Genomic DNA, 16356 nt, shown 5'->3' on the forward strand with positions numbered 1-16356 from the left:
CGGCCCCGGCCGCGGCCGGGTGGGCGGACAGGACCCCCGGTGGCGCGGCGGCGGGGTGTGGGGTCATGGGCCCCAGATGCACAGGACGAAGAGGACGATCACCACGGCGATGGTGATGGCGACGGTCCAGGCCGGTGACAGCGAGAACGAGCCCTTGGCCGGCGGCGACTCGACGCCGAGGCCGCCGTCGAGGTCGGCGAGCAGCCTGTCGACGGCGTCCGCCGTGGCGCCCTGGGCGGCCAGCCAGGCCACCACGTCCGGGTGGTCCGAGCGGACCAGGGCGGCCAGCAGGTGCTCGGTGCCGACGTGGTCCGGGTTCAGCGCGCGGGCCCGGTCCAGCACCGCCGACGCGTCCGCGTCGAGCTCCGGCGCCGACGGCGGGTGGGCCGGGGCTGCGGGGAGCGGGGTGGTCCATATCGTCGCCGTGTTGCCGGTCCGATACGTCGCCAGGGCCTCGGCCAGGGCTTGCGGGGTGGGGCCGGCGGCACGGGTGACGGCGGCTCGGGCTTCGGTGGTGAGGCGGTCCAGCACGGCTTTCCTTTCTACAGCAAACCCGCACCCCGCGCGCAACCCGAGGCGGCCATGCTCCGGATGATGGGTACGAGACGAAAACTTCTGACGATGGTGGCCGCGCTGGCGGCCGCGGCGGCGCTCGTGCCGGCCGGGGTGGCCCACGCGGCGGCCGACCCGGTGCCACAGTCGGCCAAGCGGGCCATGTGGCTGTGGTCCCGGGCCGCACCGGCAGCCGTCGTGGCCTGGGCCGAGCAGCACGGTGTCAAAGAAATCTTCGCGGCTGTACCGTGGGCGCCGACGACGGCCGACGCCAGTCGCCTGAGGGACCTGCGGGCGCGCACGAAAGCGGCAGGCATCCGGCTTTCCGCGCTCGGCGGCGACCCGGCCTGGGCGGTGAACCCGAAGGACGCCGTCGCGTGGCGGCAGCGGGTCAGCGCGATGAAGCTGTTCGACGGCGTCCACCTCGACGTCGAGCCCTACCTGCTGCCCAACTGGGTCCAGGACCAGCAGCGCATCGCCGCGAGCTACCTGACGATGCTCGACGCGGTGCGCCGGGCGGGGCCGGAGCCCCTGGAGGCCGACGTCCCGTTCTGGCTCGCCACCGTCAAGGTGGGGGCGCAGAACCTCGCCGAGGCCGTCATCCAGCGGGTCGACGCCATCACCGTCATGTCGTATCGGGACAGCGGCGCGGCCGTGCTCGACGTCGGCACCGACCTGCTGGCCCGGGCCCGGAAGAGCCGGCTGCCGGTCCGGCTCGCCGCGGAGACCCAGCCGTCGGCCGACTGCGCCTACTGCACGTTCGCCGGCCGCACGCAGAGCGCCCTGCGGCAGCAGTTGGCGGCGATCGACACGGGCGCGAAGCCGTACCCGACCTATCAGGGTATCGCCGTCCACGACTACGACAGCTGGTCCAGAATCAGCTAGACGGCGCATGGTCATGACGCATCGACTTCCGTACGCTTCGACGACGAACGCCGATGCGTCCTGCTGCGACCCGCCACGTTCTGCAGGCCGCCTCGGCCCGCCGTGCGCTGTGGCCGGCCGGGCTGAGAGGCCGTGCACTGCCGTCGAACGAGATGGGAGGGCCGGCGGAATGCCTGCTGCGCCGGATCGAGTCAGTGTCGGGTTCACGGGCCAGTCCTGCGGTGAGGGCCCGTTGTCGTGGGGTCAGCTGGAGAACTGGTCGGCGATCGTCAAGCAGGGCACGTGGCTGCCGCTGGGCGGGGTGAAGCCGCTGCCACCGGGGACCGCGATCGCCGACATCGAGGCCGAGCTGCGATACCTCATGACGCGGTACGAGCCGATGCGTACCCTGCTGCGGTTCGACGCCGCGGGGACACCCACCCAGGTGGTGTACCCGAGCGGCGCCATCGATCTGCGGATCGTCGATGCGGGCGATGCGGACCCGCAGGAGACGGCCGACGACCTGGCCGGCGAGTGGCGGGTCAAGCCGCTCGACTTCGCCACCGAGTGGCCGATCAGGATGGCCGTCGTCACCAAGGGGGGCGCGCTCACCCACATGGTGGTGCTCGTGTCGCATTTCGTGACCGACGCGGCCGGGGCGCTGACGATGCTGCGGGAGGTGGCCGCCCGCACGCCGACGCCCGTCGACGGCCTGCAGCCCCTGGCCCAGGCGCACTGGCAGGCGTCGCCGGCCGGGCAGCGGCACAACGCGGCCGCCCAGCGGTACTGGGAGAACATCCTGCGCACCGTTCCGCCCGACCGCTTCCCGCCGGTGACCGAGGTCAAGCGGCCGCGGTACTGGCACGGGGAGTACACCTCGCCGAATCTGGGCAGCGCCACGAAACGGTGGGCGGCCGCTACCGGACTCGACAGCTCCACGGTGCTGCTGGCCGCGTTCGCGGGTGCGCTGCACGCGGTGACCGGCACCGACCCCGTCGTCATCCGGCCGATGGTCAGCAACCGGTTCCGGCCCGGACTATCCACTGTGGTCTGCACGCTCGCCCAGGCCGGCCTGCTGAGCCTGCCGGTGACGACGGCGGACTTCGGGGAGCTGCTGCAGGCCACCCGGCGGGTGACGACGGCGGCGTACAAGTACGCCTACTTCCACCACACCGCCATGGAGCGCCTCGTCGCCCGGGTCGGGCCGGACATCGAGCTGGGCTGCTACTTCAACGATCGGCGCGGGCCGTCGCGGGACGAGCCGATCGCGCCGGGCGAGTCCGCGTTCCGGTGGGTGACAGCGCAGGACGCGCCGTCGTTCGAGCCGCTGTTCGTGCACGTCGACGACGTGCCGGGGACGCTGCGGCTCAGCGTGTACCTCGACGCCGAGCGGCTGGCCCCGGACACGGCCGAGGCGGTCATGCGCGCGATGGAGCGTCTCGCCGCGCAGTAGCCGGATCGAGGACGCCGGGCGGCGCGATCTGCGCGAGCGGGCCCGAGACGCCGTAGTGGTGGCCCTGGCCGAGGGCGCAGCCGAGCGCGGCCATCGCCGCCTGCTGCTCGCCGGTCTCGATGCCCTCGGCGACCACCGTGACGCCCATGCCGGTGCAGATCTGCACGATCGAGCGGCAGATGGCCTCGCTGCGCCCGTCGGCGGCGGTGAAGCTGCGGTCGAGCTTCACCTCGTCGACGGGCAGGGCGTGCAGGTAGGCCAGGGCGTTGTACCCGGTGCCGAAGTCGTCGAGGGCGAAGCGGACCCCGAAGTGGCGCAGGCGGTGCACGGCCCAGGCCGCGGCGGCCACGTCGGGCAGCGGCACGGTTTCGGTCAGCTCCAGCAGCAGCCGGTGCGGGGCGAGACCGTGGCGGTGCACGGCGGATCGGACGGTCTCCTCGTGCTCCTTGCGGCCGAGCCGGGCCGCGGACGTGTTGACGTGCACTGCGATGTCGGCCCACGGGCCGGCGAAGGCGGCGGCGTCGCGGCAGGCCCGGTCCAGCACGAAGTCGTCGACGAGCCGGATCAGGCCCAGCTCCTCGGCGGTCGCGACGAACACGTCGGCGGCGATCGGGCCGAGGACCGGGTGGGTCCAGCGGGCGAGGGCCTCGACGGCCACGACGGTACCGTCGCTCAGCCGGACGATCGGCTGGTAGTGCACGTCGAGCCCGTCGCCGTCGCGCAGTGTCGCGGCCAGGGCCTCGGCCAGGTCGGAGCTGCCCGTCCCGTCCGGCAGGTCGATGCGGTACCGCACCAGCGCGCCCTTGCCCTGCCGCTTGCCCGCGTACATGGCGGCGTCGGCCCGGCGCAGCAGCGCGTCGGCGCTCACCCCGGCCGGCCCGTGCTCCCCGGCCTGGACGAGCCCGATGCTGACCCCGATCCGGACGCTCGAGGCGTCGACGGCGCCGTCGAGGTCGAACGGCCGGGCGATTGCGGCCATGATCCGCTCGGCCGGCTCGCCGGGGTCCCCGCCGCCCTCCAGGAGTATCGCGAACTCGTCGCCGCCGACCCGGGCGACGGTGTCGGTGTCGCGGACGGAGGCCCGCAGCCGGCCGGCGACCTCGCGCAGCAGCCGGTCACCGGCGTGGTGGCCGTAGCGGTCGTTGACGGCCTTGAAGTCGTCGAGGTCGCAGAAGAGCACGGCGACCTGGTGGCCGTCGCGGTGGTGCAGGGCGAGCGCGTGCTCGAGGCGGTCATGGAAGAGGACCCGGTTGGACAGGCCGGTGAGCCCGTCGTGGAACGCCTGGTGGGTGAGGCGGGCCCGGCTGTCGGAGAGCCGGTCGAGCAGCACCGCGTTCTCGATGAGCGTCACCGCCTGCCGGATGATGAGCAGGGAGATCACCGCGGTCTCGACGGCGATCTCGACGGCGTCCATCCGGATGCCGCGGACGAGCTGGACGATGAGCAGCACGCCGGTGCCGGCGACGGGGGCGTACGGCAGCATGAGGTGCACCCATCGCCCGCGCCGCATCGCCGGGGCCGCGCGCGGCTGCCCGGAGCGCGGCAGCGGGGTGAGCGCGGCCACGGCGACCAGGGCCATGCCGGCCACGAACCCGGCGTCGGCCAGCGGGGGCATGCGCTCGGCGCCCTTGGACACGAGGTAGGCGAAGATGCTGTCCGACAGCGACAGGCTCAGCAGCCCGCCGCCGAGGATCGTCAGCTGCGCCCGGTTCTGCGGCGCCGACCCGGCGACGAGCAGGATGACGATGACGGTCAGCACAAGATCCGTGACCGGGTAGGCGATGGCGACCACGAACGCGAACGTGTTCGGCGCGCCCGCGTGCACGACCGAGCCGAGCGTTGTCGCCCAGGTCAGCACGAACAGCGCCCCGACGACGATGAGGCCGTCGAGCACCATCACCAGCTGCCCGGGCCGGCGCCGGGGCCCGTCGCTGGGCGGCCGCGCGGCGGCGAGGGAGATCAGCGCCGGGAGCGCGAAGACCGGCAGCGTCAGGTAGCCGGCGTCGGCGGCCGACGGGGACGGCAGGGGCGTGTCGGCGAAGAGCTGGTACCAGCTCCAGATGCACTGCCCGACGGTCCACCCGGACGCGGCGGCGCCCATCCACAGCCGCCACCGCCGCTGCGCCCCCGCCCGCCGGGGCGCGATGATCCAGCAGGCCAGGGCCGCGGCCAGCCCGGCGGCGAGCTGCCCGAGGTCGTCGACGAACTGCGACCACCACGGCGACAGCAGCCCGGAGCCGCCCAGCCCGACGACCGCGGCCACGGAGACGCCCGCGACCAGGAGCGGCTTCGACGCAAGTGCGCGCGGCAAGCTTCGCCATCCTCACCTTGAGCGGTGATCAGGACGATGTACGCGCGATACGGTACCGCACCTTCCGGTGATCAGTACCCGGTTGTCAAGTTGTGACCGTTTCCGCGATGGCGAGGAACTGCCGGCGCTCCTGCGGCGGCTCCAGCGTGATCGTCACGAGGATGTCGGTGTACGGCATGCGCTGGCTGATGCTCTGCCGCTGCCCGTCCTCGACGAGCGAGGCGGGCTGCGCGTGCAGGGAGACGATCTCGGCGCCGGCGATCGGTCCCTGGTAGATGGTCTCGGTGACGCTCAGGGTGCCGTCGTCGCCGGTGGCGGTGACGGTGCTCAGCTGCGGCGGGTTGTCGCCCAGGATGGTGGAGTACCGGATGATGGGATGCCGGGGCGTCCAGCCGAGCGTGATCGGCTTCTCCAGCCAGAGCGAGTGGTCGGCGACCCGCCCCGCGACGGCCACCAGCCCGTCCCGGTCGAGCCCGGTGCCGACCGCCTCGAGCTCGACCACGCCGCCGAGCCGAGCCACCCACGCGACCTCGGCGTGGTCCGGCCCGAGCACCCGGTAGACGGCCGGGTTCGGCCCGACCTGGACCACCTCCCCGCCCGGCAGCAGCCCCGGCCGCACGCCGAGCACGAGCCGCCGCGGCCCGTCGCTGTACACCCGGCTCGCCCGGACGCCGTCCGGCTCCTCGTCGATGGTGCGCAGGCTTTCGCGGTACGCGCCCGGCGGGTCGGCGAGCTCATAGGGCATCGCCACGAGTGGCGTGCTCGTGCTCGTGCTCGCGCTCGGCGAGCGCTCCGGCCCGGGAGCCTGGACGCCGGGGGTACCGCCGGGAAGCGCGCGGACCCCGCCGGCGCCGGCGAGGACGAGGACCGCCGCGGCGACCACGACCCCGGCCCGTCGCCGCCGCGCCCGCCGCCGCACCAGCACCGGCAGCGCCCGCCGAATCCGTTCGAGGTCGGGCCGGCCGGCCCCGGCCCGGGCCCGCTGCGCGTCGCGCACCAGCGTCTCCAGCGGATCGCTCATCGCACCTCTCCCGTCGCCGTCAGCGCATGCGGCAGCGAGACCCGCAGCGCGCCCATCGCCCGGTCCAGGTGTGTGCGCACGGTGCTGGCCCGGCACCCGAGCACGTCCGCGATCTCCTCGACCGGCAGGTCCGCGTAGAACCGCAGCGCGATGACGGCCCGCTGCCGCGGCGGCAGGGTCCCGATGAGCCGCATCACGGCGTCCCGCTCGTCGTACCCGCCCGTGGGGTCCGGCAGCGGCGCCACCAGCCCTTCCATCCCGTCCCCGACCCGCACGGTCCGCGCCGCCGCCCGCCGCCGCCACGAGAGGAACTCGTTGACGAGCATCCGCTGCACGTACCGCTCGGGCGCCTCCATCCGCTGGATGCGCCCCCACCGCGCGTGCGCCTTGACCAGCACGTTCTGCACGATGTCCTCGGCCAGGTCGGCGTCCCAGGCGACAACCGTGGCGTACCGCACGAGCGCCCCCAGCCGGGCCGCCACGAACTCCTCGAACGTCACCCCAACTCAACGCTCCCACCCGGCCGAAACTGCTACACCCGCGCGAACAATCATCCGGCCCGTCCCGGAGAACGCTCCCGCCCGGGAGCACAGTCCGCTCGTGGAGGCGTACGGGCGGGGCCCCTCGTGGCCCCGGCGCCCGGCGTCGTGGGTCCGGGTAGCGTGGAGGGGTGGTGGCTGCAGATCCCCGGAGGGCGGTGCCCAGGACCGACACGGTGCTCGACGACCCGCGCCTGGCCGGCTATCCGCGCGAGCGGGCCCGGGACTTCGCGCGGGCGGAGCTCGACCGGGTGCGCCGGGGCGAGCTGGCGGCCGGGGACGTGGTGGAGGCGGTGGCCCGGCGGTTCCGGCTGAGCCGGGTCGTGATCAACGCGACGGGGGTGGTGCTGCACACCAACCTCGGGCGGGCGGCGCTGTCGGCGGCGGCGATCGACGCGATCATGGCGGCCGCCGGGTACACCGACGTGGAGCTGGATCTGGCGACCGGGCGGCGGGCCCGGCGCGGGCGGGACGCCCTTGACGCGTTGGCGGGCGCGGTTGCCGAGGCCGGGGCGGTACACCTGCTGAACAACGGTGCGGCGGCGCTCGTGCTGGCGGCCACCGGGCTCGCGGCCGGGCGGGAGATCGTCGTCAGCCGGGGCGAGCTCGTCGAGATCGGTGACGGCTTCCGGCTGCCCGACCTGCTGGCGTCGACGGGGGCGCGGCTGCGCGAGGTGGGCACGACCAACCGCACGGCGCTCGCCGACTACGAGCGGGCGCTCGGGCCGCAGACCGGGTTCATCCTCAAGGTGCACCCGTCGAACTTCTACCAGCGCGGGTTCGTGTCGTCGGTGCCGGTCGCCGCCCTGGCCGGCCTCGGGGTGCCGCTCGTGGTGGACATCGGCTCCGGGCTGCTGCGGCCCGACCCGCTGCTGCCCGACGAGCCGGACGCCGCGACCGTACTGCGCGCGGGAGCCGACCTCGTCACGTCGAGCGGGGACAAGCTGCTGGGCGGTCCCCAGGCCGGTCTGCTGCTCGGCCGGGCCGACCTGGTCGAGACGCTGCGCCGCCACCCGCTGGCCCGGGCCCTGCGGGTCGACAAGCTCACCCTCGCCGCGTTCGCGGCCACGCTGCTCGGCCCCGAGACGCCGACCTGGCGGGCGCTGCGGGCCGACCCGCAGGAGCTGCGCCGGCGGGTCACGGCGCTGCAGCGGGAGGCGGGCGGCGCGGGCGAGGTCGTGGACACCGTCGCGGTGGTCGGCGGGGGCGGGGCGCCCGAGGTCGAGCTGCCGTCGGTGGCGCTGGCGCTGCCGGCGGGCCTGGCGCAGCCGCTGCGGCTCGGCGAGCCGGCAGTGGTCGGGCGGGTCGAGCGCGACCGGCTGCTGCTGGACCTGCGCTGCGTCCCCGAGGAGTCGGACAAGGCCGTGGCCCTGGCGATCCGGCAGTGTTCGTAGTCGCGACCGCCGGCCACGTCGACCACGGCAAGTCGACGCTGGTGCGGGCCCTGACCGGGATGGAGCCGGACCGCTGGGCCGAGGAGCGGCGCCGGGGGATGACGATCGACCTCGGGTACGCCTGGACGACCCTCCCGTCCGGCGCCACCGTCGCGTTCGTCGACGTGCCGGGCCATGAGCGGTTCGTCCCGAACATGCTGGCCGGCGTCGGCCCGGCCCCCGCCGCGATGTTCGTCGTCGCGGCCGACGAGGGCTGGAAACCGCAGTCGGCCGAGCACCTGGCCGCCCTCGACGCGCTCGACGTCCGCCATGCGCTGCTCGTCGTCAGCCGGGCCGACCTGGCCGATCCCGCCCGGGCCACCGCCGAGGCGCTCACCCACCTGGCGAAGACCTCGCTCGGCCCGGTGGAGGCGGTCGCGGTCAGCGCGGTCACGGGCGCGGGCCTCGACGAGCTGCGCGCGGCCCTGGACCGCCTGGGCGCCGCCCTGCCACCGCCCGACCGTGAGGCACCGGTCCGGCTGTGGGTCGACCGGGCCTTCACGATCCGCGGCAGCGGCACTGTCGTGACCGGCACCCTGGGCGCGGGCCGCCTGACGGCCGACTCCGCGTTGGAGCTGCACGGTTCGGGTGTACGGGTCCGGGCCCTGCAGTCCCTGGGGGTTGCGGTCTCCACAGTGGACGCCGTGGCCCGGGTCGCGGTCAACCTGCGGGGCGTGCAGCACACGTCGGTCTCCCGCGGCGACGCCCTCGTCACGCCGGGCCGGTTCGTCTTCACCTCCCTGCTGGACGCCCGCATCCACGGCGACCCGGTGGCCGACCTGCCGTCCACGGTGGTGCTGCACATCGGCTCCGCCGCCGTCCCGGCCCGGGTCCGCCCGCTGGGCGTGGACACCGCCCGCCTGCGCCTGGACCGCCCCCTGCCGCTGCACCTGGGCGACCGGGCCCTGCTGCGCGACCCGGGCCGGCACCGGGTCCCCGGCGGCCTCACGGTCCTGGACGTCGCCCCGCCACCGCTGCGGCGCCGGGGCGCGGCGGCCGCCCGGGCCGCGGAACTGTCCATGATGGACGGCCGCTTCGACCTGCCGGGCGAGCTGCGCCGCCGCCGCCTGATCCACGCCGACGACCTGCTCCGCATGGGCTTCCCGGCGCCGGGCGCGGGCTGGCGGCTCGACCCGGCCTACGAGGCTGAGCTGCGGGTGCGGCTGCGTGACGAGGTGCGCGCGTACGGCGAGTCGAACCCCCTCGACCCCACCCCGTCCGCCGAGGTCCTGCGCCAGCGTCTCGGACTGCCGGACCGGGCCCTGGTCGCCCGGCTCCACAGTGGACCGCTCGGCACCGGCGCGGGGCTGCCGGCGCCGGTCGCCCGCGCGGTCGCCGCCGTGCGCACCGACCTGGCCGCGAACCCGTTCGCGGCTCCCGAAGCCGCCCGCCTGTCCGCGCTCGGCCTGGGCCCGAAGGAGCTGGGTGCGGCCGCGAAGGCGGGTCTGCTCCTGCGCATAGCCGACGGCATCGTCCTGCTGCCGGACGCGCCCGCGGCCGCGGTCGAGCGGCTGGCGGTGCTGCCCCAGCCGTTCACGCTCAGCGAGGCCCGCCAGGCGCTGGGGACCACTCGACGGGTGGCGGTACCCCTGCTGGAGTTTCTGCACCGCCGGGGCAGCACCAGCCGCCTGGCCGACGGCCGGCACGCCGTGAACGGCTAGGTGGATGGCGGAGGCGGACGGGAATCGAACCCGCCTGGCCCGGGTTCCGGACCACAACAGTGTTGAAGACTGCGGGGGGCACCAGCCGCCCTCACGCCTCCGCGCTCCACCCTAGACCATCAGCCGTCGATGCGGTGGGTGGTCCAGAACGAGGTGAGCGAGGTCGAGCCGGCGGCGGCCTGGGCGGCGGCCTTGAAGTCCTGCACCGTGGAGACGCCGTACCAGTGGGACTGCGCGTAGTCGTGCATCAGGGTGCTCATGGCCGTGGTGCCCAGGAGCCGGCGCAGGTCGTGCAGGGCGCACTTGCCGTACCCGTAGACGACCGTCGAGTAGCGGCCGGAGTGGGCGTCCCAGTAGGACATCGGGCTCGTGAGGCGCTCGCTCGAGGACTGCCAGGTGACCGAGTTCCAGCAGTTCGTGCCGGTCTTGGCGAAGTACAGGTCGGTGGCGTAGTCGGTGAACGCCTCGTCGAGCCACGGGGTCGTGTACTCGTCGTCGCCCACGATCCCGTAGAACCACTGGTGGGCCAGCTCGTGGGCCAGGGCGGTCGAGGAGACGACGTCGAGGACGAAGCCCGGATACTCCATGCCGCCGAACCAGAAGTTGTTGTCCAGCACCACGTCGGCCTCGGCGTACGGGTAGGCGCCGAAGCGCTGCGAGTGCGCGTCGAGTGCGGCGGTGGCGGTGTTCAGCATCGACTGGGCGTTCGCGGCGCTGATGGCGCCGGTGCGGTACACGTTGACGCGGTAGCCGGCCGGGGAGACGCCGGTGGTCTTCGTGAAGGGGCCCGCGGCCCAGGCGAAGTCGCGCACGTTCGCGGCCACGGCGTGGGTGACGGTGCGGCCGGTGGCGCCGGGGGTGTCGGTGGAGGTGCCGGTCGCGGGGACCTGCAGCGCCGTGGGGTGGTCGAGGGTGACGTCGAAGTCGCTGATCAGGCTGTAGAACGACTCGCCGTTGTCGGTGTAGGGCGACAGGTGCCAGCCGGCCCCGTCGCGCACGGCGAGGACGGGCAGGGCGTTGCCGATCATGCTGTACGCGCCGTCGCGGCCGAAGCGGTCGGCGCCCGCGGGCACCGCGATGCCGAGGTCGAAGCCGATGGTCGCGGTGGCGTTCTGGGCCAGCGGCGCGGGCAGCGTGATCTTCAGGGCCGTGCAGCCGACGGTGAGGGCGCTCGCGGTGCCGCCTGTCACGTTTGTCACGGCGATCGGCGTATCGGACGGGCAGGTGCCGTGGTAGTTGTCCCACAGCCGCAGGTACACCTCGGGCAGCGCGCTCGGCGAGGTGTTCGTGAACGTGACGCGCTCGTGGCCGGCCCAGGTGGCGCCGGTGCTGTCGCTCGTGAGGGTGACGGTGTAGTCGGCCAGGCCCGGGGTGCGGGTCGTGTCGACGGCCGCGCTCGCCGGCCGGGCGGTCAGCCCGACGGCCATCGCAGAGGCGAGGGTGACCGCGGCGGTGAACGCGGTCAGAAGCCGGATGCTCATAGCGGCCAGGATCCGATCGGCAGTGACGATAGTCAATGTCCGGAGCCCGTGCCGTTACCCTTGCGCTGTGCGGTCACGTCAGGCCCTCCCCGCGGTCACCGGGTGAAGAAGGCGTCGACCCGCGCGGCCACGAGCGCGGGACTGTTCAGGTCGGGCGCGTTGTGGTCGGTGCCGGGCAGGATCTCGTGGCCGGCGCCCGGGATGATGGCGGCCAGCCGGGGGACCGTGTCGAGGATGTACTGCGGGGTCTTCGCGCCGCCCATGACGAGCGTCGGCGAGTCGATGGCCGCATACCGGGAGCCGTCGGAGTCGAGCCGGGCGATCTCGCCGAGCTCACCCGGGCTCGTCGGCATCATCGCGGCCGTCTCGGCGCCGTCCGGGCCGCGCAGGAGCAGGTACGCGAGGCCGTGGTGGACCACCATCGGCACCGTGTCGGGGACCGGCGCCAGCCGGCTGCGCTTGAGGAACAGCGCCATCGCCGCGCGGCGCCGCCCGGCCGCGATGCGCCGGTTGAACTCGGGCAGCCAGCTCACGTCGAACGAGCCGTCGAGGCTCACCCCCGGCTCGTAGACGACCAGGCCGTCGAACCGCCGGCGCAGGGCCGCGTGCAGGGCGCCCAGCCCGCCGTAGCTGTGCCCGAACACGAGCGCCGACCCGGTTGCGGCGGCCACGGCCAGGATGTCGTCGGCCTCGCGGTCGATCGAGTACGCCGCGCCCTGCGGGCCGCTGGCTCCGCGGCCGCGGCGGTCGAGGACGTGGGTGCGGTACCCCGGCAGCGCTCGCACGAATGCGTCGTAGTGGTGCGCGCGGCGGTTGTTGCCGGGCACCACCACGAGGCCGGGGCCTTCGCCGTTGCTGCTGTAGCTGATCGCGGTACCGTCGGCGGAGCGGGTCACATCCATGTGTCGCAGTCTCGCCCCCGGCGCTGTCAAAGCCCTGTCAGCCCGCTGTCGCCCACTCCGAGCGCAGCAGCCCGAAGAGTGCGCTGTCGTGGAACCGGCCGTCGTCCTCGAGCGAGGATTCGCGCAGCGTTCCTTCGCGGGTGAAGCCCAGGGACTGCAGCAGGTGTACCGAACGGTCGTTGTCGGCGATCGTCCGCGCATGGATCCGGTGCAGCCGCATGGCCGTGAACCCGAACGCCAGCACGGCCCGACCGGCCTCGGTGCCGTACCCGCGACCCCAGTGCTCCTTGGCGATGTCGTAGCCGAGCTCGGCCCGCCGGTGCCGGGGCTGCCAGCTGTGCAGCCCCATCAGCCCGACGACGGTGCCGCCGACCTCGAGTGCGAAGTGCCGCCGCAGACCGGCCGCCGCCTCGGCGAGCAGGTATTCGATGAACGCCTCGGTCTCCTGCAGCGTCCGCAACGGCTCGTCGTTGTACCGCTGCACCTGCGGATCGCCCCGGAAGACGAACACGGCGCCGGCGTCGTCGACCCGGGGCTCGCGGAGCACGAGGCGGTCGGTGCGAATGGGCTGCACGCTCGGCACCCTAGACCACCCGCCCGTCAGCGCCGCCTCCGGGCCGCCGGCCGGGCCGCGAACGCCGCCGCGCCGCGCGCTCCGGCCGTCGGGCCGGGCCGGCCGCTCCAGCCGCTCGTCGCCGGTCATCCGGCCAGGTGCCCCCATTCGGGTTCGAGCTCGCGCCAGGTGCCCTGCGCGGCCGCGGTGCCGCCCTGGAGCACGACCACGCGGTCGGCCTGGGTCAGGGCGGCCCGCTTCGAGGTCGAGCCGATGACCGTCACGCCGTGGTCGCGCAGTGCCCGCCACAGGGCCAGCTCCGTCGTGACGTCCAGGGCCGAGGAGACGTCGTCGGCGATGAGCAGCTCCGTGCGCGGGGCGAGGGCCCGGGCCAGGGCGAGCCGCTGCAGCTGGCCGCCGGAGAGCCGGGTGCCCTTGTGGCCGATGAGCAGGCCCAGGCCCGCGCCCGCGGCGGTCAGGTCGGGCTGGAGCTGGGCGGTGGTGACGGCGGTGTCGGCGTCGACCTCGTGGCCCAGGGCGATGTTGTCCGCGACGGTGCCCGACAGGACCCGCGGCAGCTGGGCCACGTAGCCGATCTGGTTCGGGCGCAGGAACATCTCGGGCTCGGTGACCGGCTCGCCGTTCCAGCGCAGCCGGCCGGTGTGGTGCACGATCCCGGCCAGGGCCCGCAGCAGCGACGACTTGCCGGAGCCGACCGGGCCCACGACGAGCACCAGCTGCCCGCGCTCGACCGACAGGTCGAGGTCGTGCACCGCGACGGTGCCGTCCTCGTGCACCGCCGCGAACCCGTCGAGCTCCAGCCGCCGCAGCGGGTGCCGGGGCGCGGTGGCCGGGGCCGGGGCGGTGCCGGCGGAGAGGTCGACCCCGGGCACGGCCGCGGCGTATTCGGCGCTGCCGGCCATCTCGACCGCCCGCCGGGTCCAGACGCGGGCCGAGGGCAGCTGCGAGATCAGCGATGCGGTCGTCGAGGCGAACCACCAGGCCGAGTTGAGCGTCGCCACGGCGACGAGCGTCGCGCCGGGGGAGAGCTCGCCGGTCAGCAGCAGCGCCCACGCCCCGATCGGCAGCAGGCCGCTCGCGACCGCCGGGGTGCAGCGGGCCCAGACCTGCACCGCGATCTCCCGCCGGACGCTGTCGCTGCGGGTCCGGTCCAGCGCGGCCAGGTGCGCCAGCACCGGCTCGGTGGCGCCGGAGAGCTTCACGGTGCGGGCGGCGGACAGTGACGACACGAGGGCCGTCGCGAACGCGGCCCGGGCCGCGACCGTGGCCTGCGCCGAGCGCTTGAGGACCGGGCCGAACAGCGTGGCGGCCAGCCCGGACAGCACGATCGTGGCGGCCATGAACGCCGCGGGCACGAACGAGCCGGACACGACGGTCATCGACACCATGACCCACAGGGAGACCCACTGGTCGATCAGGTTGTCGGCCAGCACGACGACCCGTTCGGTGTCGCCGCCGTGGGCCACGACCTCGGCCGGGGTGTGCTTGCTGACCCGCCGGGCGCCGGTCTGGCCGTGCACCAGGCGCAGGCTGATCCGCAGGAGCTGACGTACCCACCACTCCGGATACCAGCGGTTGCTGAAGTACGGCAGCGCCGCCGGCAGCAGCAGCGCGGCCGCGATCCCGGCGGCCGGCCACACCGCGGCGCCGGCGCCGTCGACGACGTCGGCCCACAGCCAGGCCAGGACCGAGCCGTCCAGGCCGAGCAGCGTCATCACCGCGAACATGGCGACCGAGACGAGGCCGAAGCGCACGTCGTTGGTGGCGAGCTTGAAGATGTTCCACAGGGTGCGGGCCTTCGGGACGCTCGGCAGCGGCGGCGGCTCGGCCTTCAGCCCGGCGCTGGTGACGACCGGCCGGGCCGTCGGCGCGGCCGAGACCTGACGCTCGAACGACGACGCGGCCAGCAGCGTGGCGAACCGCTCCGACGACGCGAGCGGGCCGGCCTCCACGACCGCGCCGTCGGCCAGGACGACGACCTCGTCGCACTGCTGGACCGACGACAGGCGGTGGGCCACGATGATGCCGATCCGGCCGGCGAGCAGCCGATCGGTGGCCTGCTGGACGCGTGCCTCGGTCACCGGGTCGAGCCGGGCGGTGGCCTCGTCGAGGATGACGACCTGCGGGTCGCGGACCATGATCCGGCTGAACGCGACGAGCTGCTCCTGCCCGGCCGACAGCACGTGGCCGCCGTCGCCGAGGCGGGTCGCGAGCCCGCCGGGCAGCTCGGCCACCCACGCGGTCAGGCCGAGCTCGGCGACGGCCTCGGCCGCCCGGTGCAGCAGTGACGGGTCGAACAGCGCGATGTTCTCGGCGAGGGTGCCGGCCAGGATCTCGGTGCGCTGCGGCACGACCGCGATCCAGCGGCGCAGCTCCTCCAGGTCGAGGTCGAGCAGGTCGGTGCCGCCGAGGAACACGGTGCCGCGCGGGATGTCGACCGCCCGGGTGAGGACCTTCGCCAGGGTGGACTTGCCGGAGCCGGTCCGGCCGATGAGCGCATAGGAGCGGCCCCGGGCGAACGTGAGGCTCACGTCGCGCAGGGCCGGTTTTCGGGTCTGGTCGGAGTACCGGAAGGTCAGATGGCTGACCTCGAGGTCTCCGGGGGTGGGCGTTCGTCCGCCGTGCGGCTCCTGTCTGGAGTCTCGCAGCTGCTGGATGCGGGCCCAGGCGCCCAGCGCGTACTGCAGGTTGGGAACCATCCGGCTGGTGTGCTCGACAGTCGCGCCGAAGCCGAGCGCGAGGAGCCAGACCGCGCTGAGCCGGGCGACGTCGATGCGGTCGGTGGCCAGCGCCCAGACGCCGCCGAGGACGATCACGGCGATGGTCAGCCGGACGAACCCCGACGCGATCGAGGTGACGGCGGCGGAGCGGTGCCAGACCCGGCGGCCGCGCTCGAGGACGGCGGCGGCGCGGCGGGCGTAGAGGCGCAGGACGTACGGGCGGGCGAGGGTGGTGCGCACGTCGTCCTGGCCGTGGATGCTCTCCTCCATGACCGCGGCGACGTCGCTCCACGCCTCCTCCTCGGCCATCCGGCGGGCGGCGATCGTCGCGGTCGGCTTACGCAGGCCGAGGGTCAGCGCGACGGCGATGACGATCATCGCGACGCCGGCCGGCCACCAGACGAACAGGGTGGTCGCCACCGACAGCACGGTGTAGCAGGCCGACTGGAGCAGGCGGACGCCGGCGTTGCGCAGCTCCGAGGAGACCTGCAGCACGTCCGAGTCGATCCGGTCGAGCAGCTCCCCGACCGGCGTGGTCTCGAGCGTCGGCAGGTCCTGGCCGAGCGCGACCCGGCACAGGCGGCGGCGGACGTCGGCGCACCAGTCGGCGGTGACCCGGGCCATGAGCAGCGAGACGCCGAGGTCGGTCAGCACCGACGCGAGGAGGGCGGCCACGAGGACCGTGAACATCGTCCACGACCGATGGATCAGGACCGTGCCGCCGACCGCCGACGCGAGGGCCTGGCCGGCCGCGCCGAGCACGACGAGCAGGCCCACGAGCGCGGTGCGGCGCGGTGACGTGGCCCAGAGGTCGCGGAGCAGGCGCATGGCTCCAAGCGTGCCTC

The 16356-nt window shown here is 74.4% G+C and carries 12 protein-coding genes and 1 tRNA gene; 4 read left to right on the plus strand and 9 right to left on the minus strand.

What is annotated here, in order from left to right; all coding sequences use genetic code 11:
• Positions 1-63: 63 nt before the first annotated feature.
• Positions 64-531 (minus strand): Clp protease N-terminal domain-containing protein, encoded by a 468-nt coding sequence (locus Dvina_RS15315; RefSeq protein ID WP_223103151.1) that lies wholly within the window; start codon positions 529-531, stop codon positions 64-66.
• Between the two features lie 90 nt (positions 532-621).
• Between Dvina_RS15315 and Dvina_RS15320 the strand changes: the two genes are divergently transcribed.
• Both Dvina_RS15320 and Dvina_RS15325 read left to right on the plus strand, forming a co-directional pair.
• Entirely contained in the window at positions 622-1437 is an 816-nt protein-coding gene (locus Dvina_RS15320; RefSeq protein ID WP_223103152.1) for a hypothetical protein, read from the plus strand.
• Positions 1438-1669: 232 nt separating this feature from the next.
• Positions 1670-2869: a condensation domain-containing protein gene (locus Dvina_RS15325; protein WP_246656229.1), complete on the plus strand. Its 1200-nt coding sequence runs from the start codon at positions 1670-1672 to the stop codon at positions 2867-2869.
• Here Dvina_RS15325 and Dvina_RS15330 read toward each other — a convergent pair.
• From Dvina_RS15330 to Dvina_RS15340, 3 genes are all read right to left on the minus strand, one after another.
• On the minus strand, positions 2835-5180 hold the full coding sequence (locus tag Dvina_RS15330) for a putative bifunctional diguanylate cyclase/phosphodiesterase (protein WP_223103154.1): 2346 nt from the start codon (positions 5178-5180) through the stop codon (positions 2835-2837). The genes Dvina_RS15325 and Dvina_RS15330 overlap by 35 nt on opposite strands.
• Positions 5181-5265: 85 nt before the next feature.
• The gene (locus tag Dvina_RS15335; RefSeq protein WP_223103155.1) at positions 5266-6201 is read right to left on the minus strand and encodes a hypothetical protein; all 936 of its coding nucleotides are present in this window, start codon (positions 6199-6201) and stop codon (positions 5266-5268) included.
• The gene (locus Dvina_RS15340; RefSeq protein ID WP_223103156.1) at positions 6198-6701 is read right to left on the minus strand and encodes a SigE family RNA polymerase sigma factor; all 504 of its coding nucleotides are present in this window, start codon (positions 6699-6701) and stop codon (positions 6198-6200) included. Before Dvina_RS15340 ends, Dvina_RS15335 begins: the two co-directional genes overlap by 4 nt.
• A 173-nt stretch (positions 6702-6874) precedes the next feature.
• Between Dvina_RS15340 and selA the strand changes: the two genes are divergently transcribed.
• Both selA and selB read left to right on the plus strand, forming a co-directional pair.
• Complete coding sequence (selA, locus tag Dvina_RS15345) at positions 6875-8134, plus strand: L-seryl-tRNA(Sec) selenium transferase (RefSeq protein WP_223103157.1); 1260 nt, start codon at positions 6875-6877, stop codon at positions 8132-8134.
• A complete protein-coding gene (gene selB / locus Dvina_RS15350; RefSeq protein ID WP_223103158.1) occupies positions 8125-9834 on the plus strand; it encodes a selenocysteine-specific translation elongation factor in 1710 nt (569 codons plus the stop codon). Before selA ends, selB begins: the two co-directional genes overlap by 10 nt.
• A 5-nt stretch (positions 9835-9839) precedes the next feature.
• On the opposite strand, the gene Dvina_RS15355 is transcribed toward selB, so the two are convergent.
• The 5 genes from Dvina_RS15355 to Dvina_RS15375 form a co-directional block, all read right to left on the minus strand.
• Positions 9840-9935, minus strand: a tRNA-Sec gene (locus tag Dvina_RS15355).
• Positions 9936-9953: 18 nt separating this feature from the next.
• On the minus strand, positions 9954-11315 hold the full coding sequence (locus Dvina_RS15360; protein WP_223103159.1) for a M1 family metallopeptidase: 1362 nt from the start codon (positions 11313-11315) through the stop codon (positions 9954-9956).
• A 95-nt stretch (positions 11316-11410) separates the two neighbouring features.
• Positions 11411-12217: an alpha/beta fold hydrolase gene (locus Dvina_RS15365; protein WP_223103160.1), complete on the minus strand. Its 807-nt coding sequence runs from the start codon at positions 12215-12217 to the stop codon at positions 11411-11413.
• A 37-nt stretch (positions 12218-12254) separates the two neighbouring features.
• Positions 12255-12920, minus strand: coding sequence for a GNAT family N-acetyltransferase (locus tag Dvina_RS15370; RefSeq protein ID WP_223103161.1), 666 nt, complete (start codon positions 12918-12920; stop codon positions 12255-12257).
• Positions 12917-16339 (minus strand): ABC transporter ATP-binding protein/permease, encoded by a 3423-nt coding sequence (locus Dvina_RS15375; RefSeq protein ID WP_223103162.1) that lies wholly within the window; start codon positions 16337-16339, stop codon positions 12917-12919. Before Dvina_RS15375 ends, Dvina_RS15370 begins: the two co-directional genes overlap by 4 nt.
• Positions 16340-16356 lie beyond the last annotated feature (17 nt).

The organism is Dactylosporangium vinaceum (assembly GCF_019904175.1).
Lineage (GTDB): Bacteria > Actinomycetota > Actinomycetes > Mycobacteriales > Micromonosporaceae > Dactylosporangium > Dactylosporangium vinaceum.